Source organism: Phyllobacterium myrsinacearum, assembly GCF_002980555.1.
In the GTDB taxonomy this organism is placed as follows: Bacteria; Pseudomonadota; Alphaproteobacteria; order Rhizobiales; family Rhizobiaceae; genus Phyllobacterium; species Phyllobacterium myrsinacearum.
Genome location: NZ_PVBT01000006.1, coordinates 147,749 through 169,282 on the forward strand (window position 1 = coordinate 147,749; position 21,534 = coordinate 169,282).

The following is a 21,534-nucleotide window of genomic DNA, read 5'->3' on the forward strand; positions in this document are numbered from 1 at the left end:
ACTATGCGGTGCCTTCAAATCGCCGCAAGACACATCGCGAAGGCAAAGGACGAAAAGCGCGGCATTGGCGGTTAGAGTAAACGCCTATCCAAGTATCCTGATGGCAGCCTGTTCGAACGCAGGAACCAGCCCGATATACTCGTATTTGACGTCGTTTTGTGCAGCAAACTCCTGCAATGCCAGATGCTCGTGACGCTTCCAGTCGGGGTAATTGAAATAATCATCAAACAAGATGACGGTCCCCGGAACGATCCTGTCGCGAAGCTCAGTCAGAATTGTTTTTGTCGATGAATACAGATCACAATCCACATGAATGAAGGAAGCCTTGCCTGGATGGCTTGCAAGGAATGGCCGTAAACTTTGGTCAAACCAGCCAACGACGAGCTGAACATTTTCACGGACGGCTGGAAGGTCTTCCCGCGCGAAGGTTCCGGCCTTGATGCCAGGCGTCCAATCTTCCGGAAGGCCCTTGAAGGAATCAAATCCATAGATGACTTTATTGTGCAGTTTTTCGGCCGTTATGTTGATGGTGTGCCCGGAATACACACCGAATTCAAGCACCAGGCCATCCACCTCTATTTGATCCAGGGCGAATTTCAGAAGCTCTTCCCGGCTCGCGAACCGGGGCCGGTTGCGCATGTGCTGCTGCACATAATAAAAACACTCGATTGCAGTCGCGAAGTAAGCAACGGAATCGATGTTGTAGGGGCCGCCCACTGTCCCGAATATCTTGTCATGGGACAATTTTACCTGGTGATAGAATATCGCTTCAGCCTCTGCGCTCGGAAATAGTCCAGAGCCACCGTGATTATCCATAGCCACCTCCAAACAGAGTAAATCTGAACTACAGTCACTCTGTATGAATTCAGTAACTTCATCAATATGCGACACGTTAATCTACGCAATAAATTCTTTGCGACGATATTTCTTAGTTAATCTGTTCGTTATTTGTATAAATCTGTCGTATTTTGAATTATATCTGCATTGCCCTGCACTTGATATTACTGCAAATCAGGGTTCGCCTATGGCCTGGGCTTGATGTGAACAGCCTGCGACAGGAAAGCCGCAGCAAGGACCGTTTCCGAAACACGCGCTTGCCGAATGTCAACGCTTTCTGTATTCGTAACGTACTGGGAATGGGGTTCTCCCAATAACCGCCATGATGGCTGATGACTCCTGCTTTTAACCGGCATCCGGCCGGAAGGAGTGGGTATGGAATCGATTTCTCTTTACATTTTGGTCTTCGTCGGCGGCGGCATAGGCTCGGCCTTGCGCCTGGGTGCCAATCAGGTCTCGTTGCGTCTGCTGGGCCCAGACTGGCCCGGCGGCACCCTCTTTGTGAACCTCGTCGGCTGCTTTCTGATGGGATTGTGCGCGGGTTGGTTTGCTTTTCGTGGCGGCGGGACGGAATCCCAATCGGTCCGATTGCTGATTACAACCGGCATTATTGGCGGCTTTACGACATTTTCGGCCTTCGCGCTTGATACGGCAACCCTATGGCAACGCGATAACGGAATTGCATCCGCCGCCTATGTGATCATTTCCGTCGCCGGCTCCATCCTGGCAGCATTCATCGGCTTGTCCGTATTTCGCGGGACAACACCCTAGCAGCGGTTTGCGGCGGCCGGAAAGCCACGGGCCGTCAGGATAGGCCGTCCGGTTTTATGAGTCCCACTTCGCGCTCAAGATTGTTCCATGTCGCTTCCTCAAACGCCTGCGGCCATTCGATATTCCATCTCTCCGCCATTTTTCGAGCCCGTGGCAGAAAGGCTTTCGCGCAGGCAAGGTGAGCGTCGATCAGGGACTGGGGCGTCGGCTCCAGCGGCGGAATGCTGGCGAGCAGGCCCAGTTGCTCGGGGGAAAGCCTGCGGCTCCACGCCAGCATACCGCCCTTGTCCGACCGTTCGACCTCCTCGCTCAGGAGATTGAAGAGCATCATTCTAAGCAACTCGACGCCGGCCATGCTAAGGAGATACTCCCTGCGGCCGCTCGCGACAGCCAGGAGGCCGAACACGCGGAAAAACTCATTGATGAGATAGGCGACATATCCCTTGTTGGGTCCAGTCCAGGGAACCGTGGCCGGTAAAGCATCATACAGGCCCTGCCTGTCGATCAGGGGCTTGAGCGCGTCCCTGCTGCGCTTCTTCAGCGATTCCGCATCGGCTACGGCCAGATCGACCCGCTGCCATTGGTCGGTGATGGCATTGAAGACGCGCTCCTCCTTGCCCAATTCGTTCCAGAAGACAACCGGCGCGATGGTTTCGAGCTGGTGCCGCCACCCGGCGCTGAACTCAGCCTGATCATCACGCGCAACGATCGCCAGCAGGTCGACATCGGTGTAGGCATCGGCCTGCCCCTTTCCGAAGCTGCCCGCCAGAAACAGCGCGATCACCCTTTCATTGGGTTCAAAGACGTTCCTGATCTTCTCGATAAATTGCTCTTGCCACACGGGGGTGTTCTCCGGCCTCCATGGCAGGATAGTAAGCCGCCATCGCCGCCCGTGGAAGGGCTGGCGCCTCCGTTGCGGCCCCTTTATCGACCTGCAGCGCCCGGTATGATAGGTTTCAGCAGCCTGATCTTGCTTTCTCCCTGGCGAAGCGATGGCGGCCTGCGCCGGTCGCGCAGGGCTCAAACGGATGGCGGGTGTTTGCGATGCTGGAAACAGACAAGGTGTTCGCCGGCTCGGTTCCGGAAAACTACGACCGCTATATGGTGCCGTTGATTTTCGCGCCGTTCGCAGCCGATCTTGCACGGCGCGCCGCGTCGATGAAGCCGGGCGCCGTGCTGGAAACCGCGGCAGGCACCGGGGTTGTCACCCGTGCATTGGCGCCAGAACTGCCTCCTGGTGCCAGCTATACCGCAACCGACCTGAACCAGCCCATGCTCGACCGCGCTGCTTCGCGGCAGCCTCCCGGCCGGCCCATCCTGTGGCGCCAGGCGGATGCTTTGGCACTGCCGTTTGACAATGCGGCCTTCGATCTCGTTTGTTGTCAGTTCGGCGCGATGTTCTTTCCCGACCGCCTATCCGCCTACCGCGAAGCCAGGCGTGTGCTGAAGCCCGGCGGACATTTCCTGTTCAATGTCTGGGATCGCATCGAGGAGAACATATTTGCAAACGATGTGACGGATGCGCTCGCAAGGATGTTTCCGCAGGATCCGCCGCGCTTTCTGGCCCGCACACCGCACGGCTACCACGATACGGCGCTGATCCGTAGCGAGCTGGCGGACGCGGGTTTCTCCCGTGTGCTGATCGAGACAAGGGCCGAACAAAGCCGCGCCTCCTCGCCGCGCCTTCCGGCCATTGCCTATTGCCAGGGAACGCTGCTTCGCAACGAAATCGAGGCGAGAGGCGAGGGAAAGCTGGCAGCGGCAACCGACTATGTCGCATCCGCGCTTGCCGGCAGGCATGGCAGCGGCGCGATTGCGGCCAAAATCCAGGCTCACATCATTCTGGCGGCGGTCTGACCTGCATCACGCCCGTTTTGACCGAAAGAGGCTGCGGCGTTAAGGTAGACCGGTTGCCACGGCCACAGGGACACCGCTTTTCAATGCGGAAAGATGCGTTTGGCTCAGACGGCCGCGGATGAGGATTGGAGACCGCGTCAACGTCAAGATGGGAAAGGACGAACCATGGTAAATGCCAAGAACACGATCTGTATCTGGTACGACAAGGATGCCGAGGCGGCAGCCCGCTTCTACGCTGGGGTTTTTCCCGACAGTTCAGTCAAAGCCGTTCATCGCGCTCCCAGCGACTACCCGTCCGGCAAGGCGGGCGATGTGCTGACGGTGGAATTCACGGTTGCCGGCATCCCCTGCATCGGCCTCAATGGCGGACCGGTGTTCAAGCACAGCGAAGCATTCTCGTTTCAGATCGCCACGGACGATCAGGAGGAGACCGACCGATACTGGAACGCCATCGTCGGCAATGGCGGCGAGGAAAGCGCCTGCGGCTGGTGCAAGGACAAATGGGGCGTCTCCTGGCAAATCACCCCGCGCGCGCTGACCGACGCGATGGCTGCCGGCGGCGCTGAAGCAAAACGCGCGTTCGATGTGATGATGGACATGAAGAAGATCGATATCGCCGCAATCGAGGCGGCCCGGCGCGGGTGACGGCACGATACCGCGCCTAACGCCTGTTGTGGAATGCAAACGGCCCGTGCACGATAGCGAACTTACAGTGATGACATGACGGGGCTTCGTTTTTCGCGTACCGATGCGTGAATGAGAGGCTCCGCCACTCAGTTTCGGTATTGGCTCTATTTTTACTTTCACACACCACTTATTTGGGGGGAAACCAAATGAACCGCCATCGTGTTCTGATCACATCATCATTTGTGGTTTTGAGCCTTTCCGGCTGCGTGACAGCGGGGAATGATGCCCGAGACGCTTATACAAAGACATCTCTTTCCGGTCAGGAGATCTTTATCTACCACGATACGGAGGTCAATCCTGACTGTTCAAATGCTGGTATGCCAGTTGTCAAAGCCGTTGCAGGGCCAAGTCATGGTTCCGTCCGCATTATTCAAAGCAAAGTCTATCCCAATTTCAGCAGGGACAACATGCGCTATAAATGCAATGCAAAAGCCGTCGAGGGAATAAAGGTCCTCTACACATCGGATAAGGGCTTTAAGGGGCGAGATAAAGTGACGATTTCCGGCCATACTTCGACCGGCAATGCTCATTCAACGACGGTGGATATTAAAGTGGAATAGAGTATAGCGCACCGCCGACGAGGAGGCACTGTGCTGCTCAGCGTGCCGTCGGCACGATGCCTTCTGAATTTTCCGGCGGGATGAGTACCGGTGATCGCTCAGGGTTTTGAACCTCTTTGGTTGCGTTCTACCCAAGCCGAATAGGGTTGCACGCCGAATTCTGGATCCGGTACACCATCGAGCACATGCAATAGTTCGATAGAATGACCATCGGGATCTTTGAAATAAATCGAGATGGCAGGCATCCAGCCAAAGACCACGGGTTCGGTTACGGGCTCGCCACGAAATCCCAAAGGTTTAACGTTTAACGCGTTCAAGGTCGCACATGCGTTGACGACCAATTCTTGCGTTGCACGGAAGGCGAAATGAAGTTTCATATGCAGCGGCGCGGACCCTACGCCCCAGAGCCCCAGCATTCCAGCCTCTTTCCCTCCCACCCAAAAGAACGCAACGTTCCGCTCGCGGATCTCCGTTGCAAGCGTCAGCCCGACCTTTTGGCTGTAAAAGGCAATTGAGCGTTCCAGGTCCGAAACCGGCAGGTGCGTCTCGTAAATTCCTAAAATGCCTTCGTTCAAAACCCCTTGAGTCATAAATCGCCTGCTCCTCCGCCAACTTGATTTACCGGTTTTCGCACCTCAAGTGCTGTTGAGGTCAAGAGGGATATAGCAAACATGGCATTCCGTCCCGTTCAAGCCGCCAGACTGCGCCACCCGATTGCCATGGCCGCAGCCTCGTCATCGATCCTGAAAGGAAGGCGGACGCTTCTCAATGAAGGCCGCCATACCCTCGGCGCGGTCGTTGAGGGCAAAGGTGAGGTGAAACATCCGCCGCTCAAGGGCGAGGCCGCTCGACAGCGATCCATCAAGCCCCTGCACCACGGCCGCCTTGATCATCTGCACCACCGGTGCCGAAAGGGACGCGATCCGGGATGCAACCGACTTCGCCTCCTTGATCAGTTGATCGGGCGCTACAACACGCGAGACCAATCCCTGGCAACGCCATCGGCCATTGTAAGGCCATGCATCTCCTTGACGCCGGCGCCCGCGGCGAAGTGCAAGCCCTCCCCGGTGAGGATGATCACTTTGATCGCAGGATCAGCGTCCAGCCGGTCCAATGCACGCGTCAGCGCTTCAACCATCGCATTCGACAGGGCATTGCGCTGCAGGGCACGGCTGATCGTGACGGTTGCGACCGCCTGCTCGATGGAAACGATGATGGATTCCGGATGCATCCTGCCCTCTCGCTGGCCGGAAGCTTGGCGCAAGCGGGAGGTGGGATGAAGTCAAATATTCTCATCCGGTACACGCCGCATTTTGATGCAAAGAACACATTCCGTCGCCCGCCTCAGCTTGCCACTTTGCGGCTGGACACATAGGATTCGCTGCATTCGAGAAGAGGTCATATATGCTGATCATCATGAGCGGACTTCCGGGCACTGGAAAAACCACCATAGCGCGTGAGCTTGCCCGGCGCCTGAACGGCGTGTTTTTGCGCGCTGACACGATTGCACAGGCTCTCATTGCGGCAGAGGTTATGAAAGACGATGACAATCCAACGGCATACATCGTCGGATATGCCGTCGCGGAGGAAAACCTGCGCACGGGAGCAACCGTCATTGCCGATTACGTCAATGGTCTGGCCTTGACCCGCCGGGCATGGCGGGATGTGGCAGCCCGCGCCGGTGTTCCCTTTCATGCGATTGAGGTCATATGTTCGGACATGGCAGAGCATCGCCGCCGGGTTGAAACGCGGGCTTCAGATATTGCCGGCCTCGTGCTGCCGACGTGGCAACAGGTCGCCGGCCGGACCTACGAAAAATGGGATGCGGGAACGACGACGGTCGATACGTTTACCACCGGCCTTGAAGATGCCGTTGCTGGTTTATTGGTTCAACTCGGGAAAGGCTGCAGCGATCATTGAACGGAGCATCCCGGCGGTTGGAAAATGATTCCGGATTTTCGTCCAACCTGTTGAAAGGAAATGGCGATCCCGGCTGGATTCGAACCAGCGACCGTCGGCTTAGAAGGCCGGTGCTCTATCCAGCTGAGCTACGGGACCAGCGTTTACACCGGCGATGGCAGTATCGCCGGGAAATCCGAACAAACTGCAAACGCCTGAACGTCAAAAATCAATGCGTCCAGGGCTGCTTGCGGTCAAAGCGGAAGTTTTCCGAATAGGAAACCACACGCCGCCTTGTTTCCTTGGGTTCCTGCACCGAATAGGCAATGCCGTTCTTCTGTGCATAGGCGATTGCCTCTTCCTTCGTTTCGAAGGACAGGCGGATCTGGCTCTTCATGTCGCGCGATGACGTATAGCCCATCAACGGCTCAACCTTGCGCGGCTGTTCCGGCTCGAATTCCAGCATCCAGCTTTCGGTCTTGGCCTTGCCGGACTGCATGGCTGTTTTTGCGGGGCGGTAAATACGTGCTGCCATTAGAAGAAATCCCTTTGTCTGAAATCCCGATATAGTACAGGCTTCGGTTCAGTACCAGCAGCATCATCGGTTGAAATGGTCGGAGCGGAGAGATTCGAACTCCCGACCCTCTGGTCCCAAACCAGATGCGCTACCAGGCTGCGCTACGCTCCGTATCATGTTCAACGTTGGCTTCCCTAGAGTTTTTGATTCCGGAACGCAATAGCCAAATCAAAGAAAAGCCCGCAAACGGAACAAAAGCTTTGCAGCGGCGGCGAAGACAACGGTGAAAGTTGCAGGCAAGCCGCCGGGCATGTTCCGCCGATGTTCCGCCCTGCCCCGCAGCCGGTGCTGCCGGTGCGGCGGCGGCCTGCAATGATTCGGCGACAAATGGCTTGATTGTAACGTCCGACTTTGGAACACTCCCCCTGCTCGAACACCGGCGCGGGTCCGGCAGCACCTGCCCTCTGGCGGGAGGCTGCGCCGCGTTGAAGATACGTCCTTGACCGGGGTCATACCCCCGGAACTGGTTTTGCAGGGAACGCCCCGTTGTCCGCCGAGATGTGCGCACTGACGGCTCGTTCAAACCGTTGGAGTTTCATCATGTCAGCACACATCGAGATCACAGATACGGCAGCGTTCGACCTCGCCCAGGGCATCGCCGATACCCAGAAGGCAAAACTGCGGGAGCAACAGCTGCACCAGATCAGCGATGACGATATGCAGATCGGTGAAACCTGGTTCGTTTGGGGCATTTTCAGCGCCATCACCGATGACCGCGCGCGGCAGCAGAAACTGCTGGCCGATTATCTCGCCCGGAAAATCCAGCCGCGCGGCGACATTGCCAAAATCGTCAGGGATACGCTCGCCCTCGACAGCGAGGGCAACCAGTTGTTCAACGCGATTTCCACCGCCGGACGGCAAGCCTATCACGAAGACGGCGACCATCACCTGAGCAAGATCGCGGCGATCTTTCTCAACGCCATCAAGAACCACTGATCTTAGAGATCGAAGGTCGCCTGCCCCTCGTCGAGGGCCGTGACGACACTGGCGGCCAGCGCGCGGGTGATTTTCGATTTTTTCTCCAGTGCCGCGCGGTCAAGACGCTCGACGATGCGGCTGGCGGTGGACAGCGACCGCTCGATATGGCTCACCAGAAAGCCGATCACATTGGGATCGACAGCGATCTGCCGGTCGGCAAACAGCTTGTACATGACCCCGGATAACAGCATGTCATCCGGCTCGCCGATCTCCACCGTCGTTGCTGCCTTCAGGCGTGAGGCAAGGTCGGGCAGTTTTACCGGCCAGCTGCCCGGCCAGCGGCGCGAGGTCATCAACAGGCTCGATCCGCTCTGGCGCACGCTGTTGATCAGATGGAAAAGCCCGGCTTCATCGATCGGGCCGTCGCCGATGGCATCGATCAGGAAGGGGCCGGTCTTGCCCGAGGCATCGCCGATATGTGCGGCATCGATGACGGTTGCGTCCGATTCGGCCTTCCAGACCGCCGCCAGATGCGTCTTGCCCGATCCTGTCGGCCCGGCAAGGATGACGACGGGTGAAATCCAGCCTGGCCAGCGGTCGACAATATCCACCGCCGCCATGTTGGAGGCGGTGACAATCAGGTCGTCGCGCGAATATCCCGGCTCATGGCCAAGATCGAGCGGCAGTTGTCGCGGTGCATCGGTCATACCGGGTGAAATACAGTCAATGCCGCCCCGATGTCACCGGATTTCTTTGGACTGCCCGCTTTTGCTGTAGTCGCCTGTGTAGAGCGGGGATTGCCGGTAACGGCCGATGACAAAGCGCACGAGCACGCCCATCGCGGCTGCCGTCGGCACGGCAATCAGCATGCCGGTGAAGCCCATGAGCGAACCGAAGGCAAACAGCGCGAACATCAGCCAGACCGGATGCAGCCCGACGGAGGAGCCCACCAGTTTCGGCTGCAGGATATTGCCCTCGAAGAACTGGCCGATGAAGAACACCACGGCCACGGCCCCCACATAGAAATAATCCGGCCAGAACTGCACCAGCGCCACGCCGATCGCCAGCACCAGCCCGACCAGCGAACCGACATAGGGAATGAAACTGATGAGACCGGCAAACAGCCCGATCAGCAGGCCGAAATTCAAGCCGACAATGGTCAGCCCCACCGCATAGATCATGCCGAGCAGCAGGCACACGGTGCCCTGCCCGCGCACGAAGCCGGCAATGGCCTTGTTCATGTCACGGGCGATTTCGCGCACCGTCTGCACATGGTCGCGCGGCGTCAGATTGTCGATGCTCTGCACCATGCGGTCCCAGTCGAGCAGCATGTAGAATGCGACGACGGGCGTGACGACGAACAGCGCCGCGACATCGATCAGCGTCTTGCCCGAACTCCAGATCGACTGCAGCAGGGTGGACAGGAACCCCGCGCCTTGCTGCAGCAGGGAATCGAGGCTGTTGCGGATGACGGAGGCATCGACGCCGATGAAATCCTTCAGCCACTGGGAATCGCGGTTGGCGATGAGTTCCTGCAGCCGGGCGACATAGCTCGGCAGGCGGGCGATGAAATCGGTCATCTGCGAGGCCAGGATCGGCACGAGGATCATCAGCAGCAGTGCAAAGGTCACCACGAACAGGATGAGGATGACAATGGTCGCCAGCAGGCGCGACATGCCCAGGCGCTCCAGCCGGTCGGCCACGGGATCGAGGAAATAGGCCAGCACAAGCCCGGCCACGAAGGGCAGCAGGATGGACGAGAAGATGTAGAGGAACAGCGCCAGGAACACGACGGCGCCGGTCCAGAACACCGCCTGACGGCGCACGCTGGTTGCCAGAGTGCTCACCTGCACATCCACATGGATGTCACGTTCGGCCGGTGGTGTCGTCTTCGTCTTGCTTACGGTTTTGCTCATAGCCAGCCATATGTTGTGTCCATGCCACGAGATAGGCAGTGGAGGACGCTGCGGTCAAGAGTGCAACCATCCATACCAGAATCGTCCGCCCCGCGCCGAACGAAAATTGGAAGGTCATATCGGCCAGCGTAAACGCCACCAGCACGATCTGCAGCGCCGTGTTCGCCTTGGACACGAATAGCGGGCGCATTTCCACCGGATTGGCCATCACCGTCGACAGCAGCACCGCACTGATAATGAGGATGTCACGCGAAACAACGATGACAACCAGCCAGACCGGCAGCTCGTTGAGGAACCCGAGGACGACGAACAGGGTAACCAGCAGCAGCTTGTCGGCCATGGGATCAAGATAGGCGCCCAGCTCCGAACGCTGGTCGTAGCGGCGGGCGATGTAACCGTCGACGCCATCCGAAACACCCGCAACGACAAAACCGGCAAGTGCCGCACCGACCGAACCGGACAGCAGCGCCATGACGATGAACGGTACGAGGATGAAGCGGAAGATGGTGATATAGTTGGGAATTGTCACTCTGCCGGCTTCCTCGCACTTTCTATCGTTACGCTCTAGATGGACGCAGCAGCGGCATTGCTCAACCCCTTTCCCGCGGCCAAACTGTCGATATCTGGTGTTTTCACCCGGCTTGGGGCACTCAGAGCTTGCAGCGGCGGCGGAGTCGTGCCATTTCGCCAGCAACAATCCGGAGCTGACAATGACGATCAAAAATGGCCTCACCTATGCGCAGGCAGGCGTCGATATCGATGCCGGCAATCTGCTTGTCGAAAAGATCAAGCCGATCGTGCGCTCGACGCGCCGTCCCGGTGCCGATGGCGAGATCGGCGGTTTTGGCGGCCTGTTCGACCTGAAAGCCGCCGGTTTTACCGATCCGGTTCTCGTTGCCGCCAATGACGGCGTCGGCACCAAGCTGAAGATCGCCATCGATGCGGGCGTGCATGACACGGTGGGTATCGACCTCGTCGCCATGTGCGTCAACGACCTGGTGGTCCAGGGCGCGGAACCCCTGTTCTTCCTCGACTATTTTGCCACCGGCAAGCTCGACCCAGATCAGGGCGCGGCCATTGTCAGCGGCATTGCCGAGGGCTGCCTGCAGGCTGGATGCGCGCTGATCGGCGGCGAGACCGCGGAAATGCCGGGCATGTACCGCGACGGCGATTACGATCTGGCCGGTTTTGCCGTTGGCGCTGCCGAGCGCAACCAGCTGCTGCCATCGGGCGATGTGGCCGAAGGCGATGTCATTCTCGGCCTTGCCTCGTCGGGCGTTCACTCCAACGGCTTTTCGCTGGTGCGGCGCATCGTCGAACTCTCCGGCCTCGGCTGGGATGCCGACGCGCCCTTCAAGCCGGGCACATCGCTCGGACAGGCCCTGCTCACGCCGACGCGCATCTATGTCAAGCCGCTGCTGGCGGCGATCCGCGAAACCCATGCGATCAAGGCGCTTGCCCATATCACCGGCGGCGGTTTCCCGGACAATATTCCCCGCGTGCTGCCGAAGGAGCTGACCGCCAGCATCGATCTTTCCGCCATCGCGGTGCCGCCGGTGTTTTCCTGGCTGGCCAAGGTTGGCGGCGTCGCGCGCGATGAAATGCTGCGCACGTTCAATTGCGGTATCGGCATGATCGCCGTCGTCGCACCGGAAAACGCCGATGCCGTGCTCGCCGCGCTCAAAGCGCAGGGCGAAGACGCCGTGCGCCTTGGCACCATGGTTGACCGCGCCGACAGCGGTGTTGTCTATCAGGGCACTCTGGCGCTGTGAGCAACGCAGCCCGCAAAAAGCGCGTCGCGGTGCTGATTTCGGGCCGCGGTTCCAACATGACCGCCTTGATCGAGGCGGCAAAGGCGGCTGACTATCCCGCCGAGATCGTGGCCGTCATCGCCAACAAAGTTGACGCTGGCGGGCTGGAGACGGCAAAGGCGCACGGTATCGCCGCGCACGCCATTGCGCACCGCGACTATCCGACGAAGCAGGCGCATGAGGCTGCCGTCTCTGATGCACTGCAGGCAGCGGGAGCGGAAATCGTCTGCCTCGCCGGCTACATGCGGTTGATGTCGGCTGAGTTCGTTCAGGCCTGGGAAGGCCGGATGATCAATATCCACCCGTCGCTCCTGCCGCTGTTCAAGGGCCTGCACACGCATGAACAGGCGCTTGAAGCCGGAGTTCGCGTGCATGGCTGCACCGTGCATTTTGTCACGGCGGGCATGGATGAAGGCCCAATCATCGCCCAGACCGCCGTGCCGGTGCTCAATGGCGATACATCAGACAGTCTTGCGTTGCGGGTACTGTCCGTGGAACACGAGACCTATGCCCGCGCCCTGGCGCAGGTGGCATCCGGCAAGGCCGTCATGCAGGCCGGGCGGACAGTATTCAGCGATTGATCAAGTGACACCGCCGCCTAGGCAGCATCTTTCTTGTTCTTTGTCGCAGGCACAATTTTCAGTTGCAGTCCAAGCGCGTCAGCGACTTTTGTGATCGTCGCCAGTTCCGGATTACCCTCGCCGCTCAAGGCTTTATATATTGTCTGACGCGGGAGACCGGTTTTCTGGGAAAGCTCGGTAATCCCGCGTGCACGCGCGATCGTACCCAAGGCGCGCGCTATTTCCGCAGGCGTTCCATCTTCACACGTCGCCGCCAGATATTCTTTGATCATCTCTTCGGAATCCAGATGATGCGCGGTGTCATAGGGACTTAACTTTATCATGATCTGACTTTCCTCAAGGTGATGGCCATGGTCTGTGCCCTCTTGATATCGCGGTCCTGTGTACTCTTGTCACCGCCGCACAACAGGATGATCAAGACACTCTTTCGCTCAATATAGTAGACGCGGTACCCCGGACCATAATCAATACGAAGTTCACTGACGCCCTCGCCCACAGCTTTGACATCACCGGGATTGCCTTCAATCAATCGATCGAGCCGTTTGGCAATTCTCGCTCTGGCTCGCTGATCCCGCAGACCATCAAACCAGTCTAAAAACGTGTCGGTCTTTTCAATCAACCGCTTCATAAATGTAAACCATAGTTGTCAAAATGTATAGATGCTCAAAATTGCAGATTCAAAAAACAGTCAAAAATATCAATAAAATCAATTCATTGCCGAGCGGACCCAAACCTTACTGTCATGGAAGGCCGCACCGCCATAGGGCGCTGATGCGTCCGAACCCGTCAGCACGTTGATGCCTTCGCCGCGCTCGAATGCCGAGTTGCGGAACAGCCCTTCCGAAATCACCACGCCGCGCTTGAGACCGGCGTTCAGGCGGGCATGCACCACCACCTCGCCGCGCTCATTGCCGATTTCGACGCGCATGCCCTCCTCGATGCCGAGACCGCTCGCATCGTCCGGATGGATCAGCAGTTCCGGGCGGCCTTCCTTCAGCAGCGACGTCGGCGTTTCGGCAAAGGTTGAGTTGAGGAAATTATGGGCGGGCGATGTGCCCAGCCGGAACGGATGTTTTGCATCCGCAACTTCGATGGCTTCCCAATAATCCGGCCATTGCGGCAGGGTCGTGAACGGCCCCTGGGTGCCCATGGACTGCGGCGGACGGTTGGGCGACGGGCTGCCGGTCCAATCCGGCTTGAAGCGGAATTTGCCGTCGGGCCAGTTGAAACCTTTTTCGTAATGCGCGGTTTCGTAGTCCGGCTGCACATCGAGCCAGCGGATTTCCTTCAGCACGTCATAGCCCGGCAGATTGCTCGCCGCCATCATATGGTCGATCAGTGTTTTGGCGTCGAGATCGAAGCCCGGCAGGTCGCCGACGCCAAGGCGTTTTGCCAGTTCATTGATGACATAGAGGTTGGGGCGTGTTTCGCCCGGACCGTCGATCAGCTTGGGGCCGAGGACGATATGCTGCTGGCCGCCGCCGCGATAGATGTCGTCATGCTCCATGAACATGGTGGCCGGCAGCACCACGTCGGCCAGCTTTGCCGTGTCGGTCATGAACTGCTCGTGCACGGCCATGAACAGGTCCTCGCGCAGCATGCCCTGCTTGATCAGGCGCTGCTGCGGCGCGACATTGGCCGGGTTGGTGTTCTGGATCAGCATCGCCATGACGGGCGGCCCGCCATAGAGCGTATCCTTGTCGCCGTTGAGCGCCAGACCGATTTTGGACTGGTCGATATGGCGAACGGAGGAATCCTTGAACGCCTGCCCTTCGATTTCCCGCTTGTCCATGCGGAAAATCCCGGAATTGGAGTGAAATGCCCCGCCGCCTTCATGTTTCCAGGCGCCGGTGACGGCCGCAATGGACAGCGCCGCATGCATGTTCACAGCGCCATTGCGCTGGCGGGTGAAGCCATAGCCAAGCCGGAAGAATGTCTTCTTCGTCGTGCCGACGAGCCGGGCGAACTCTTCGATCTCGGCAACGGTCAGGCCGGTCAGCGCCGCCGCCCACTCCGGCGTGCGGCCGGCAAGATGCGCTTCCAGCCCCTTCGGATCGTCCGTATAGGCGTTGAGATAATCCCAGTCGGCAAGGCCGTCGCGGAACAGCACGTGCATGACGGCGCAAGCCAGCGCCCCGTCGGTTCCCGGCTTCAGCACGAGGCCGAGATCCGCCTGCCGCACGGTGGCATTCTCATAGATATCGATGGCGACGATCTTGGCGCCGCGCTCCTTGCGGGCGCGCACCGCATGGGTCATGACATTGACCTGCGTTGCCGCCGCATTGGTGCCCCAGATCACCACGCAATCGGACTTGGCCATTTCGCGCGGATCGACGCCGCCAAGCTTGCCGGTCCCGGCGAAAAAGCCGGTCCAGGCCATGTTGGTGCAAAAACTGTCGAACTGGTTGGAATATTTTTTGGCGTGGCGCAGGCGGTGCATGGAATCGCGCTGCACCAGCCCCATCGTACCGGCATAGATGTAGGGCCAGATGCTTTGCGAGCCGTATTCCGCTTCGGCCTTGAGAAAGCGCTCGGCAATCAGATTGAGCGCGGCGTCCCAGCTTGCCTCTTTCCACACGCCCTCGCCTTTGGAACCGCCGCGGACAAGCGGCTTCAGCAGCCGGTCTGGATGGTGGATGCGCTCGGCATAGCGGGCGACCTTGGCGCAGATGACGCCAGCCGTATAGCTGTTGTCCTTGGCGCCGCGCACGCGTCCGATCTGGCCGGAATCGAGCACCTCGACATCCAGCGCGCAGGTCGAAGGGCAATCGTGAGGACAGGCCGAGTGGCCCGTGCGGAGAATGACAGCTTTGTTCATGGCCTATCCATAGCGCAGTTTTCGCGCCGCCGGAATGGGCTGGATAAATGCTGCAGAACGCAAAATGTCGCGACCGCGCTTGACGCTGGCGGGTGGACTTGATACTTAAGTGATTACTTTAGTATTGAATGCTGTCGAAGCTTTGCATGGGAGGTCCTGAAATGTCACTGAAATTGTATTTTCACCCGCTATCGTCGTTTTGCATGAAAGTGCTGACCGCGCTTTATGAGAATGACACGCCCTTCGAGCCGTGCATGGTCGATTTCATGAACGAAGAGGCAAGCGCCGATTTCCGCAAGATGTGGCCGATCCGGCAGTTTCCGGTCTTGCGCGACGAAGCCCGGGGCCAGACCGTTCCTGAATCCAGCATCATCATCGAATATCTCGCCCAGCACTTTCCCGGCAAAACGCCGCTTTTGCCCTCCGAGCGGGAACCGGCACTGGAAACGCGCTTCTACGACCGTTTCTTCGATCTGCACGTGCATGTGCCGATGCAGAAAATCGTCACCGACAGGCTGCGCCCCGAGGGCCAGAACGATGCGCTGGGCGTTGACCATGCCAGACAGAAGCTGCGAACCGCCTATGATGTGCTGGAAGAGCGTCTCAAAGGCCGGACATGGGCGGCGGGCAGCGCCTATACGATGGCGGACTGCGCCGCCTCGCCCGCGCTGTTCTACGGCGATATGGCCGTGCCGATCGGCGAAGGATATCCCGTGCTGACGGCTTATCGCGATCGCCTGATGAAGCGGCCATCCTTTGCCCGCGCCCTGGAAGAGGCAAAGCCCTATTTTGACATGGTGCCGAAATAGGCGTCAGGCAAGGCGCATCACGGCAGCACCGGCGGCGATCAGCGCCACGGCGATCAGGCGCTTGACGCCGATATTCTCCTTGAGAACCAGGGCGGAGATGGCCACGGCGAACAGGATCGACGTTTCGCGCAGGGCGGCAACGGCGGCGACCGGGGCCATGGTCATCGCCCACAGGGCAAGACCGTAGGAGCCGAGCGTGCCGACGCCGCCGACCGTGGCCAGCCGCGTCCGCTTGAGGAAATGCGGCCAGAGTTCGCCCTTGCGGGTCACCATGGTCCAGAGGAACAGTGGAATGGCGTTGAGCGTGAAAACCCACATCGTATAGGCCGCCGGTGCGCCGGAATGGCGCACGCCGATGCCGTCGATCAGGGTATAGGTGGCAATCACCAGCGCATTCAAGAGCGCAAAGACGGTCGTGGCGCGGTTGGCTCCTGCTCGCCGCCGCGCTTCCAGCGCCAGCGCCAGCACGCCGCAGCAGATCAGGGCGATGCCCGACCATTTCTGCGCCGACAGGAACTCGCCAACCAGCGGACCGCTGGCAATGGCAACGAACAATGGCGCCGTGCCGCGCATGATGGGATAGGCCTGACTCATGTCCCCGCTGCGGTACGCCGCCGCCACAAGCGCGAGATAGATGAGCTGAACGACGCCCGATGCCGCCAGAAACGGCCAGCTTTCGCGCGCCGGTGCCGGCAGGAACGGCAGGCAGATCATGGCGATCACCCCGGCTGCCGTTACGACCACGACGGTGTTGAGGAATTTATCGCCCTCGGATTTGACGACAGCATTCCAGCTTGCATGCAGGAATGCGGCAAACAGGACAATAAGAACAACCGTTCCGGACATGATCAGACCCCGGCACACCCGAAATGCGCGTGCTCCCTGTGCTCAATGACACATTTGGGTCATAAGGCAAATTCGATAATCTCATCTTTAAAGTGAGAAGTTCTAAACGGCATTGATACCGTCGACAAAGCTGGCAAGACCGGCGCGCAGCGGCGTGCCGAATTCAGCGCTTTTGGCGATGCCGTCCGCATCCAGTTTCCTGCCCTTGAGCGGCAGGGTGAGTGCGGCGCTGGTGATCACATGCGCCGACATCGTCATCAGCACTTCCATGAGAAGCGGCGTGATGCGCTCCGAATGCGGCGAGGTATTGATCAGAAGCACCGGCTTTCCCGGAAATTCGACGCATGACACGAGCCAATCCAGCATGTTCTTGAAGCTGCCGGGAATGCCATGGGCATATTCCGGACAGGAAATGATCAGTCCATCGGCCGCGCCGACCTGCTTGCGCAGCGCCACAATCTTCTTGGGCGGCTTGTCGCCGTCGAGATCGGGATTGAAGGGCGGCAATCCCGCCAGCCCCGCATAAAGCGCCACGCTGACACCGGCGGGCACCAATTGGCTGCACGCTTCCAGCACGGACTTGTTCATGGAAACGGCGCGCAGGCTGCCGGACAGGGCGAGAAGTTTTGTCATCGGGAGACCTTCGGGAATCAATTTGACAATCAGCATAGCGAGATGCTTGTGATAGCACCAACATCGTGAAACAAGCAGGGCCATGAACTACCGTCACGCCTATCACGCCGGCAATTTCGCCGACGTCGTCAAACACATTATCCTCACGCGGATTGTGCTCTATATGCAGCGCAAGGACCATGGTTTTCGCGTCATCGATACCCATGCGGGTATCGGCCGCTACGATCTCAAGGGGACGGAAGCGGGCAAGACGGGCGAATGGCAGAGCGGCATCGGCCGCCTGCTCGAGGCCAAACTGGATACGGATGTCGCCGGTCTCATCCAGCCCTATCTGGATATTGTCCGCGCCGAAAATGCCGATGGCACCATCCGCCACTATCCCGGTTCGCCGCTGATCGTGCGGCACCTCCTGCGCAAGCAGGACCGGCTGTCGGCGCTCGAACTGCATCCGAACGATGCCCGGCTTCTCGCTGACGTGTTCGAAGGCGATGTGCAGGTGCGCGTGACAGAGCTGGATGGCTGGCTGGCGCTGGGTGCCCACCTGCCGCCCAAGGAAAAGCGCGGCCTCATCCTTGTCGACCCGCCGTTTGAAATCGGCGGCGAATTCGACCGCCTTGTGGAAGGGCTGGTCAAGGCGCACCGGCGTTTTGCCGGCGGCACCTATGCCTTCTGGTATCCGGTCAAAGACCGGCAGGAGGTCAAGCGCTTCGCCGCGCTCCTGTACGATACCGGCATTGCCAAAATCCTGCGCGCGGAGCTGATGATTCGAGCGCCCTCGCCGGAACCCCGGCTCGACGGCACCGGCATGATCATCGTCAATCCGCCTTTCACGCTGGAGAGCGAGCTGCGAACCGTTTTCCCGGCGTTGTCAAAAGTCCTCAGTGACGGGAAGAATGCCGGTTTCACCGTCGATTGGATCCGCGGCGAGCAAGTTGGTGCTTGACCGCGCGCACCGGCTGTCCGACATTGGCAGCATATCGATACCTCATGGAGAGTGACCCCTATGGCACGCGTTTCCACCCTTCTCGCCACGACCCTTGGCGCTGTACTGGCAATTTCCTCCGCCGTTCCGGCCTTTTCCGCCGATTACCTGCAACGCGCGCCCAGCCAGACCTATGACGATACCTGCGGCAAATCCGGCGTCCTCAATCGCATCGTGAACCGCTTCTCCTATCAGGTGCATCACGTTCCGGGCCTGCAGCAGGTTGCAATCCAGGATTTCAGCGAAGTCCACCAGCAGCGCTATGAACCGAGCCGCGATCCGGAAATGTCGGCCGTCGCGCGCTATTATTGCCAGGCGACCGCCCATCTGTCCGACGGCAAGCAGCGTCCAGTCTGGTACGTCGTCGAAGAAGGCCTGGGCTACGCCTCCATCGGCAACAATGTCGAGTTCTGCGTTGCCGGGTTCGACCGCTGGAATGTTTACAATGGCCGCTGCCGCAGCCTGAAATGATCCGTGACCGCTGATGCAGCTCGGCAGCCTGGCGCGCTACGCCCTGTTTGCAGCGCTTCTTGGCGTGTCCGTATTGACCTATCTGCGTGAGCAGCAGCCGCGGCAAAGTCTTGCTCCCGCGCAAACACCCGAAGTAATTGCCGCGGGTGAACGCCAGACAACAGGCGCGCCCGCCGCATCGGTACCGGCGGGCAGCGGTTTTGATTTCTATGTTCTCGCCCTGTCCTGGTCGCCCAGCTATTGCGCTGCCGAAGGCTCGAACGCCAACCGGCAGCAATGTTCGACCGGGCGCCCCTACGGTTTTGTCGTGCACGGGCTCTGGCCGCAATATGAACAGGGCTATCCGCAGGACTGCACCACGGACGAGCCGCGTGACGTGCCATTCAGCCAGGCGAGACAGCTTTCCGACATCATGCCCTCCGCCGGGCTCGTCACCTATGAATGGCGCAAGCACGGCACCTGCACCGGACTGACGCAGAAAGACTATTTTTCGGTGATGCGGCAGGCGGTATCGCGCGTTGCCATCCCGTCTGCCTACAACCAGCCCACCCAGCGGGCGCCGGTCAATCCGCAGCTCGTCGAACAGGCTTTTGTCACGGCCAATCCGGGAATGACGCGGGATGCGGTCTCCGTCACCTGCGACAGCACATTCCTGCGCGAGGTGCGTGTCTGCCTGACCAAGGACCTGCAGTTCCGCAGCTGCCCGGAGATTGACCGCTCCTCCTGCCGCAGGCGTTCCGTCGACATGCCGGGAACGCGGTAGTACTGCCGATCACCCCCCTCTGATCTGAACGCTTTGCGAAAAGCCGCCGGGCGTTTACCGTTCGCCATCGAATCGTCAACCGAGGAGCGTCATCGTGACGAAAATTCTGTATTCCCCCGCCTCGCCCTACAGCACCAAGGTGCGCATGGCTGCCCATTACGCCGGCATTCCCATTGAAAGTGTGCTTGTTGACACCAGCACGGCGCCAGCCGAACTGATCAGCGCCAATCCGCTCGGCAAGATTCCGACGCTCATTCTCGATGACGGCAAGGCACTCTACGACAGTCGCGTCATCACCCAGTATTTCAACCGCGTGTCGGGCAACAAGATTTTCCCGCGCAATGCCGAAAAGCGGCTGGAGGCGGAACAGCTGGAATCCATTGCCGACGGGCTGTGCGATGTGCTGCTCACCCATGTCTATGAGCGGCGTTATCATCCGGAAGAAAAAATCCACCAGCCATGGCTCGACTGGCAGTGGGCCAAGGCGATCCGCGTGCTCGACTATCTGAATGCGGCGCCGCCGCGCCTCGGCAAGAAGCTGCATGGCGGCCATATCGCGCTGGCCGCCGCCCTCGCCTATGCCACCCTGCGCTTCGAGGGCAAATGGGAAAAGGGCCGCTCGAAGCTCAAGCGCTGGCAAAAACGGTTCGAGGAGCTGCATCCCGAACTTGCCGCGCTTCTGCCGAAATAAATCCAGGACAATAAAAAAGCCGGGCAGTTTCCTGCCCGGCTTTTTCTAAAGGTCAAGTCCGGATTAGAACTTGTAGCCAACACCAACGCGAACTTCGTTCGTGGTGATCTTGTTCGATACGCTGTCGAGGCCGCCGAGATCATAGTCCTTCTTGCCAAAGTCGGTGTAGCGGTATTCAACGCGGCCGACGATGTTCTGGGTGATCTTGGCTTCTGCACCGGCACCGGCTGTCCAGCCGACGTGGGTCTTGCTTTCGCTGCCGAGAGGACCGGACAGCTTGCTGTCGGTGATGGCAACACCGCCTGTACCATAGAGCAGGACCGGATCAAGTGCGATACCGGCACGGGCGCGGATCGAACCTTCTACACCCTGCTTGGCCTTGTAGCCGAAGTTGTTTTCCTTGGCACCGGAATAGCCGATGTCGCCTTCAGCACCGTATACGAACTGGCCGTTCTGCAGGTTGTAGCCGCCGTAAGCGCCACCCTTGAGGCCGTCGGCATCGAGCTTGCCAACACTGGTCTTGTTCTTGTTCCAGCCATAACCGCCGTACACACCGAGGTAAGCGCCGGACCAATCGGCCTGGGGGGCCTGGTATGCAGCTTCAGGCGCAGGAGCCTGTTCGGTGATGATGTCAGCAGCCAGAACTGGGGCGGAGAGCGTCAGCACAGCCGCCGAAGCGAGGATCATTGTCTTAAGAGTGCGCATGGCAATCTCCTTTTTTAAACTCTTTTACACGGAGCGGGCACTTGGTCGGGGGGATAAACCAAAACTTGCGTCCGCTGAACGAGAGGAACATTCGCTTCTCATTGTGGCGGCACTCGCGCCAGACTGTGAAAAGAAACTGTCGAGAAAATGGCAGAAATGCGATGTGTTCATTATGCAACATCTCGATTTTACGAACGATTTCAATCAGATAAAAATAGTACGACAAAATAGATTTTACGAAATATTTGAGAAAATTTTATCGAAAAGTCAGAAAATCACCCCCTTCAATATAGTATACTTAACCGATACTTAAACTTTGCATTATGCTTGGGTTTTTCAGCTGATTTCTGCCGCTATACCCACCGTCATCAGACGAAAATGCCATGAATGAAATGAACAACT

At 59.0% G+C, this 21,534-nt stretch carries 28 protein-coding genes, 2 tRNA genes and 1 riboswitch; of the genes, 13 read left to right on the forward strand and 17 right to left on the reverse strand.

The features are described from left to right. Positions 1-84: 84 nt before the first annotated feature. The gene (locus C5750_RS19130; protein WP_105735700.1) at positions 85-816 is read right to left on the reverse strand and encodes a class I SAM-dependent methyltransferase; all 732 of its coding nucleotides are present in this window, start codon (positions 814-816) and stop codon (positions 85-87) included. Between the two features lie 307 nt (positions 817-1,123). Next, positions 1,124-1,186: riboswitch (Fluoride riboswitch) on the forward strand. 26 nt (positions 1,187-1,212) lie between these two features. Between C5750_RS19130 and crcB the strand changes: the two genes are divergently transcribed. Then, entirely contained in the window at positions 1,213-1,608 is a 396-nt protein-coding gene (crcB, locus tag C5750_RS19135) for a fluoride efflux transporter CrcB (RefSeq protein ID WP_105735702.1), read from the forward strand. A gap of 34 nt (positions 1,609-1,642) precedes the next feature. Here crcB and C5750_RS19140 read toward each other — a convergent pair whose 3' ends face one another. Next, positions 1,643-2,449 carry an aminoglycoside 6-adenylyltransferase gene (locus C5750_RS19140; RefSeq protein ID WP_158531321.1) on the reverse strand — a complete coding sequence of 269 codons (807 nt, stop codon included), beginning with the start codon at positions 2,447-2,449 and terminating at the stop codon, positions 1,643-1,645. A gap of 203 nt (positions 2,450-2,652) precedes the next feature. Here C5750_RS19140 and C5750_RS19145 point away from each other — a divergent pair, with 203 nt between their 5' ends. The 3 genes from C5750_RS19145 to C5750_RS19155 all read left to right on the forward strand — a co-directional run bounded on the left by C5750_RS19145 (position 2,653) and on the right by C5750_RS19155 (position 4,712). After that, on the forward strand, positions 2,653-3,465 hold the full coding sequence (locus C5750_RS19145) for a class I SAM-dependent methyltransferase (protein WP_105735704.1): 813 nt from the start codon (positions 2,653-2,655) through the stop codon (positions 3,463-3,465). A 165-nt stretch (positions 3,466-3,630) separates the two neighbouring features. Next, positions 3,631-4,110, forward strand: a complete 480-nt coding sequence (locus tag C5750_RS19150; RefSeq protein ID WP_105735707.1) for a VOC family protein — start codon at positions 3,631-3,633, stop codon at positions 4,108-4,110. Between the two features lie 188 nt (positions 4,111-4,298). Further along, positions 4,299-4,712, forward strand: a complete 414-nt coding sequence (locus tag C5750_RS19155; RefSeq protein WP_105735709.1) for a hypothetical protein — start codon at positions 4,299-4,301, stop codon at positions 4,710-4,712. Between the two features lie 98 nt (positions 4,713-4,810). On the opposite strand, the gene C5750_RS19160 is transcribed toward C5750_RS19155, so the two are convergent. The 3 genes from C5750_RS19160 to C5750_RS19170 all read right to left on the reverse strand — a co-directional run bounded on the left by C5750_RS19160 (position 4,811) and on the right by C5750_RS19170 (position 5,943). After that, on the reverse strand, positions 4,811-5,302 hold the full coding sequence (locus tag C5750_RS19160; protein ID WP_105735711.1) for a VOC family protein: 492 nt from the start codon (positions 5,300-5,302) through the stop codon (positions 4,811-4,813). Between the two features lie 144 nt (positions 5,303-5,446). Next, positions 5,447-5,698, reverse strand: coding sequence for an enoyl-CoA hydratase-related protein (locus C5750_RS19165; RefSeq protein WP_105735713.1), 252 nt, complete (start codon positions 5,696-5,698; stop codon positions 5,447-5,449). After that, on the reverse strand, positions 5,680-5,943 hold the full coding sequence (locus C5750_RS19170; RefSeq protein WP_105735715.1) for an enoyl-CoA hydratase/isomerase family protein: 264 nt from the start codon (positions 5,941-5,943) through the stop codon (positions 5,680-5,682). Before C5750_RS19170 ends, C5750_RS19165 begins: the two co-directional genes overlap by 19 nt. A gap of 173 nt (positions 5,944-6,116) precedes the next feature. On the opposite strand from C5750_RS19170, the gene C5750_RS19175 reads away from it, so the two are divergent. Beyond that, positions 6,117-6,632 carry a P-loop nucleotide/nucleoside kinase family protein gene (locus tag C5750_RS19175; RefSeq protein WP_105735717.1) on the forward strand — a complete coding sequence of 172 codons (516 nt, stop codon included), beginning with the start codon at positions 6,117-6,119 and terminating at the stop codon, positions 6,630-6,632. A gap of 61 nt (positions 6,633-6,693) precedes the next feature. Here the strand turns inward: C5750_RS19175 and C5750_RS19180 are convergent. From C5750_RS19180 to C5750_RS19190, 3 genes are all read right to left on the reverse strand, one after another. Continuing rightward, positions 6,694-6,770, reverse strand: a tRNA-Arg gene (locus C5750_RS19180). Between the two features lie 70 nt (positions 6,771-6,840). Further along, a complete protein-coding gene (locus C5750_RS19185; protein ID WP_105735719.1) occupies positions 6,841-7,146 on the reverse strand; it encodes an ETC complex I subunit in 306 nt (101 codons plus the stop codon). Between the two features lie 76 nt (positions 7,147-7,222). Beyond that, positions 7,223-7,299 (reverse strand) — tRNA-Pro (locus tag C5750_RS19190). 429 nt (positions 7,300-7,728) lie between these two features. Between C5750_RS19190 and C5750_RS19195 the strand changes: the two genes are divergently transcribed. Then, on the forward strand, positions 7,729-8,124 hold the full coding sequence (locus tag C5750_RS19195) for a hypothetical protein (RefSeq protein WP_105735722.1): 396 nt from the start codon (positions 7,729-7,731) through the stop codon (positions 8,122-8,124). A gap of 2 nt (positions 8,125-8,126) precedes the next feature. On the opposite strand, the gene hdaA is transcribed toward C5750_RS19195, so the two are convergent. Genes hdaA through C5750_RS19205 form a run of 3 tightly spaced genes read right to left on the reverse strand, consistent with a single transcriptional unit; the run spans position 8,127 to position 10,551 of the window. Then, entirely contained in the window at positions 8,127-8,825 is a 699-nt protein-coding gene (hdaA, locus tag C5750_RS26620) for a DnaA regulatory inactivator HdaA (RefSeq protein WP_425350498.1), read from the reverse strand. A 21-nt stretch (positions 8,826-8,846) separates the two neighbouring features. Further along, positions 8,847-10,022 carry an AI-2E family transporter gene (locus C5750_RS26625; protein WP_110003320.1) on the reverse strand — a complete coding sequence of 392 codons (1,176 nt, stop codon included), beginning with the start codon at positions 10,020-10,022 and terminating at the stop codon, positions 8,847-8,849. Continuing rightward, positions 9,973-10,551 carry a CDP-alcohol phosphatidyltransferase family protein gene (locus tag C5750_RS19205; protein ID WP_105735724.1) on the reverse strand — a complete coding sequence of 193 codons (579 nt, stop codon included), beginning with the start codon at positions 10,549-10,551 and terminating at the stop codon, positions 9,973-9,975. The genes C5750_RS26625 and C5750_RS19205 overlap by 50 nt, the downstream gene beginning before the upstream one ends. A gap of 181 nt (positions 10,552-10,732) precedes the next feature. Between C5750_RS19205 and purM the strand changes: the two genes are divergently transcribed. Further along, positions 10,733-11,794 carry a phosphoribosylformylglycinamidine cyclo-ligase gene (gene purM, locus C5750_RS19210; RefSeq protein ID WP_425350491.1) on the forward strand — a complete coding sequence of 354 codons (1,062 nt, stop codon included), beginning with the start codon at positions 10,733-10,735 and terminating at the stop codon, positions 11,792-11,794. Continuing rightward, a complete protein-coding gene (purN, locus tag C5750_RS19215; RefSeq protein WP_105735726.1) occupies positions 11,791-12,414 on the forward strand; it encodes a phosphoribosylglycinamide formyltransferase in 624 nt (207 codons plus the stop codon). Before purM ends, purN begins: the two co-directional genes overlap by 4 nt. Positions 12,415-12,431: 17 nt before the next feature. Here the strand turns inward: purN and C5750_RS19220 are convergent, their stop codons facing one another. The 3 genes from C5750_RS19220 to C5750_RS19230 all read right to left on the reverse strand — a co-directional run bounded on the left by C5750_RS19220 (position 12,432) and on the right by C5750_RS19230 (position 15,232). Beyond that, entirely contained in the window at positions 12,432-12,737 is a 306-nt protein-coding gene (locus C5750_RS19220) for an addiction module antidote protein (protein WP_105735728.1), read from the reverse strand. After that, positions 12,734-13,042: a type II toxin-antitoxin system RelE/ParE family toxin gene (locus C5750_RS19225; RefSeq protein ID WP_280952420.1), complete on the reverse strand. Its 309-nt coding sequence runs from the start codon at positions 13,040-13,042 to the stop codon at positions 12,734-12,736. Before C5750_RS19225 ends, C5750_RS19220 begins: the two co-directional genes overlap by 4 nt. Before the next feature lie 78 nt (positions 13,043-13,120). Further along, entirely contained in the window at positions 13,121-15,232 is a 2,112-nt protein-coding gene (locus tag C5750_RS19230; protein ID WP_105735729.1) for a molybdopterin oxidoreductase family protein, read from the reverse strand. Between the two features lie 161 nt (positions 15,233-15,393). Here C5750_RS19230 and C5750_RS19235 point away from each other — a divergent pair, with 161 nt between their 5' ends. After that, on the forward strand, positions 15,394-16,041 hold the full coding sequence (locus C5750_RS19235) for a glutathione S-transferase family protein (protein WP_105735731.1): 648 nt from the start codon (positions 15,394-15,396) through the stop codon (positions 16,039-16,041). A gap of 3 nt (positions 16,042-16,044) precedes the next feature. Here C5750_RS19235 and C5750_RS19240 read toward each other — a convergent pair whose 3' ends face one another. Then, positions 16,045-16,887, reverse strand: a complete 843-nt coding sequence (locus tag C5750_RS19240) for an EamA family transporter (RefSeq protein WP_105735733.1) — start codon at positions 16,885-16,887, stop codon at positions 16,045-16,047. A 102-nt stretch (positions 16,888-16,989) separates the two neighbouring features. Then, the gene (locus tag C5750_RS19245) at positions 16,990-17,520 is read right to left on the reverse strand and encodes an NADPH-dependent FMN reductase (RefSeq protein ID WP_158531320.1); all 531 of its coding nucleotides are present in this window, start codon (positions 17,518-17,520) and stop codon (positions 16,990-16,992) included. Between the two features lie 82 nt (positions 17,521-17,602). Here C5750_RS19245 and C5750_RS19250 point away from each other — a divergent pair, with 82 nt between their 5' ends. The 4 genes from C5750_RS19250 (at position 17,603) to C5750_RS19265 (ending at position 20,427) form a co-directional block, all read left to right on the forward strand. Continuing rightward, positions 17,603-18,463: a 23S rRNA (adenine(2030)-N(6))-methyltransferase RlmJ gene (locus C5750_RS19250; protein WP_105735737.1), complete on the forward strand. Its 861-nt coding sequence runs from the start codon at positions 17,603-17,605 to the stop codon at positions 18,461-18,463. Positions 18,464-18,523: 60 nt separating this feature from the next. Then, on the forward strand, positions 18,524-18,973 hold the full coding sequence (locus tag C5750_RS19255) for a hypothetical protein (protein WP_105735739.1): 450 nt from the start codon (positions 18,524-18,526) through the stop codon (positions 18,971-18,973). 13 nt (positions 18,974-18,986) lie between these two features. Then, positions 18,987-19,736: a ribonuclease T2 family protein gene (locus C5750_RS19260; RefSeq protein ID WP_105735740.1), complete on the forward strand. Its 750-nt coding sequence runs from the start codon at positions 18,987-18,989 to the stop codon at positions 19,734-19,736. Between the two features lie 94 nt (positions 19,737-19,830). Beyond that, complete coding sequence (locus C5750_RS19265) at positions 19,831-20,427, forward strand: glutathione S-transferase (RefSeq protein WP_105735742.1); 597 nt, start codon at positions 19,831-19,833, stop codon at positions 20,425-20,427. 63 nt (positions 20,428-20,490) lie between these two features. Here C5750_RS19265 and C5750_RS19270 read toward each other — a convergent pair whose 3' ends face one another. Beyond that, positions 20,491-21,132 (reverse strand): outer membrane protein, encoded by a 642-nt coding sequence (locus tag C5750_RS19270; protein WP_105735744.1) that lies wholly within the window; start codon positions 21,130-21,132, stop codon positions 20,491-20,493. Positions 21,133-21,534 lie beyond the last annotated feature (402 nt).

Bases quoted from the DNA above. Each gene is read 5' to 3' on its own strand.
- C5750_RS19130 (WP_105735700.1), bottom strand. From the start codon at position 816: ATGGATAATCACGGTGGCTCTGGACTATTTCCGAGCGCAGAGGCTGAA.
- crcB (WP_105735702.1), top strand. From the start codon at position 1,213: ATGGAATCGATTTCTCTTTACATTTTGGTCTTCGTCGGCGGCGGCATA.
- C5750_RS19145 (WP_105735704.1), top strand. From the start codon at position 2,653: ATGCTGGAAACAGACAAGGTGTTCGCCGGCTCGGTTCCGGAAAACTAC.
- C5750_RS19150 (WP_105735707.1), top strand. From the start codon at position 3,631: ATGGTAAATGCCAAGAACACGATCTGTATCTGGTACGACAAGGATGCC.
- C5750_RS19155 (WP_105735709.1), top strand. From the start codon at position 4,299: ATGAACCGCCATCGTGTTCTGATCACATCATCATTTGTGGTTTTGAGC.
- C5750_RS19160 (WP_105735711.1), bottom strand. From the start codon at position 5,302: ATGACTCAAGGGGTTTTGAACGAAGGCATTTTAGGAATTTACGAGACG.
- C5750_RS19170 (WP_105735715.1), bottom strand. From the start codon at position 5,943: ATGCATCCGGAATCCATCATCGTTTCCATCGAGCAGGCGGTCGCAACC.
- C5750_RS19175 (WP_105735717.1), top strand. From the start codon at position 6,117: ATGCTGATCATCATGAGCGGACTTCCGGGCACTGGAAAAACCACCATA.
- C5750_RS19185 (WP_105735719.1), bottom strand. From the start codon at position 7,146: ATGGCAGCACGTATTTACCGCCCCGCAAAAACAGCCATGCAGTCCGGC.
- C5750_RS19195 (WP_105735722.1), top strand. From the start codon at position 7,729: ATGTCAGCACACATCGAGATCACAGATACGGCAGCGTTCGACCTCGCC.
- C5750_RS26625 (WP_110003320.1), bottom strand. From the start codon at position 10,022: ATGAGCAAAACCGTAAGCAAGACGAAGACGACACCACCGGCCGAACGT.
- purM (WP_425350491.1), top strand. From the start codon at position 10,733: ATGACGATCAAAAATGGCCTCACCTATGCGCAGGCAGGCGTCGATATC.
- C5750_RS19220 (WP_105735728.1), bottom strand. From the start codon at position 12,737: ATGATAAAGTTAAGTCCCTATGACACCGCGCATCATCTGGATTCCGAA.
- C5750_RS19225 (WP_280952420.1), bottom strand. From the start codon at position 13,042: ATGAAGCGGTTGATTGAAAAGACCGACACGTTTTTAGACTGGTTTGAT.
- C5750_RS19230 (WP_105735729.1), bottom strand. From the start codon at position 15,232: ATGAACAAAGCTGTCATTCTCCGCACGGGCCACTCGGCCTGTCCTCAC.
- C5750_RS19235 (WP_105735731.1), top strand. From the start codon at position 15,394: ATGTCACTGAAATTGTATTTTCACCCGCTATCGTCGTTTTGCATGAAA.
- C5750_RS19240 (WP_105735733.1), bottom strand. From the start codon at position 16,887: ATGTCCGGAACGGTTGTTCTTATTGTCCTGTTTGCCGCATTCCTGCAT.
- C5750_RS19245 (WP_158531320.1), bottom strand. From the start codon at position 17,520: ATGACAAAACTTCTCGCCCTGTCCGGCAGCCTGCGCGCCGTTTCCATG.
- C5750_RS19250 (WP_105735737.1), top strand. From the start codon at position 17,603: ATGAACTACCGTCACGCCTATCACGCCGGCAATTTCGCCGACGTCGTC.
- C5750_RS19255 (WP_105735739.1), top strand. From the start codon at position 18,524: ATGGCACGCGTTTCCACCCTTCTCGCCACGACCCTTGGCGCTGTACTG.
- C5750_RS19260 (WP_105735740.1), top strand. From the start codon at position 18,987: ATGCAGCTCGGCAGCCTGGCGCGCTACGCCCTGTTTGCAGCGCTTCTT.
- C5750_RS19270 (WP_105735744.1), bottom strand. From the start codon at position 21,132: ATGCGCACTCTTAAGACAATGATCCTCGCTTCGGCGGCTGTGCTGACG.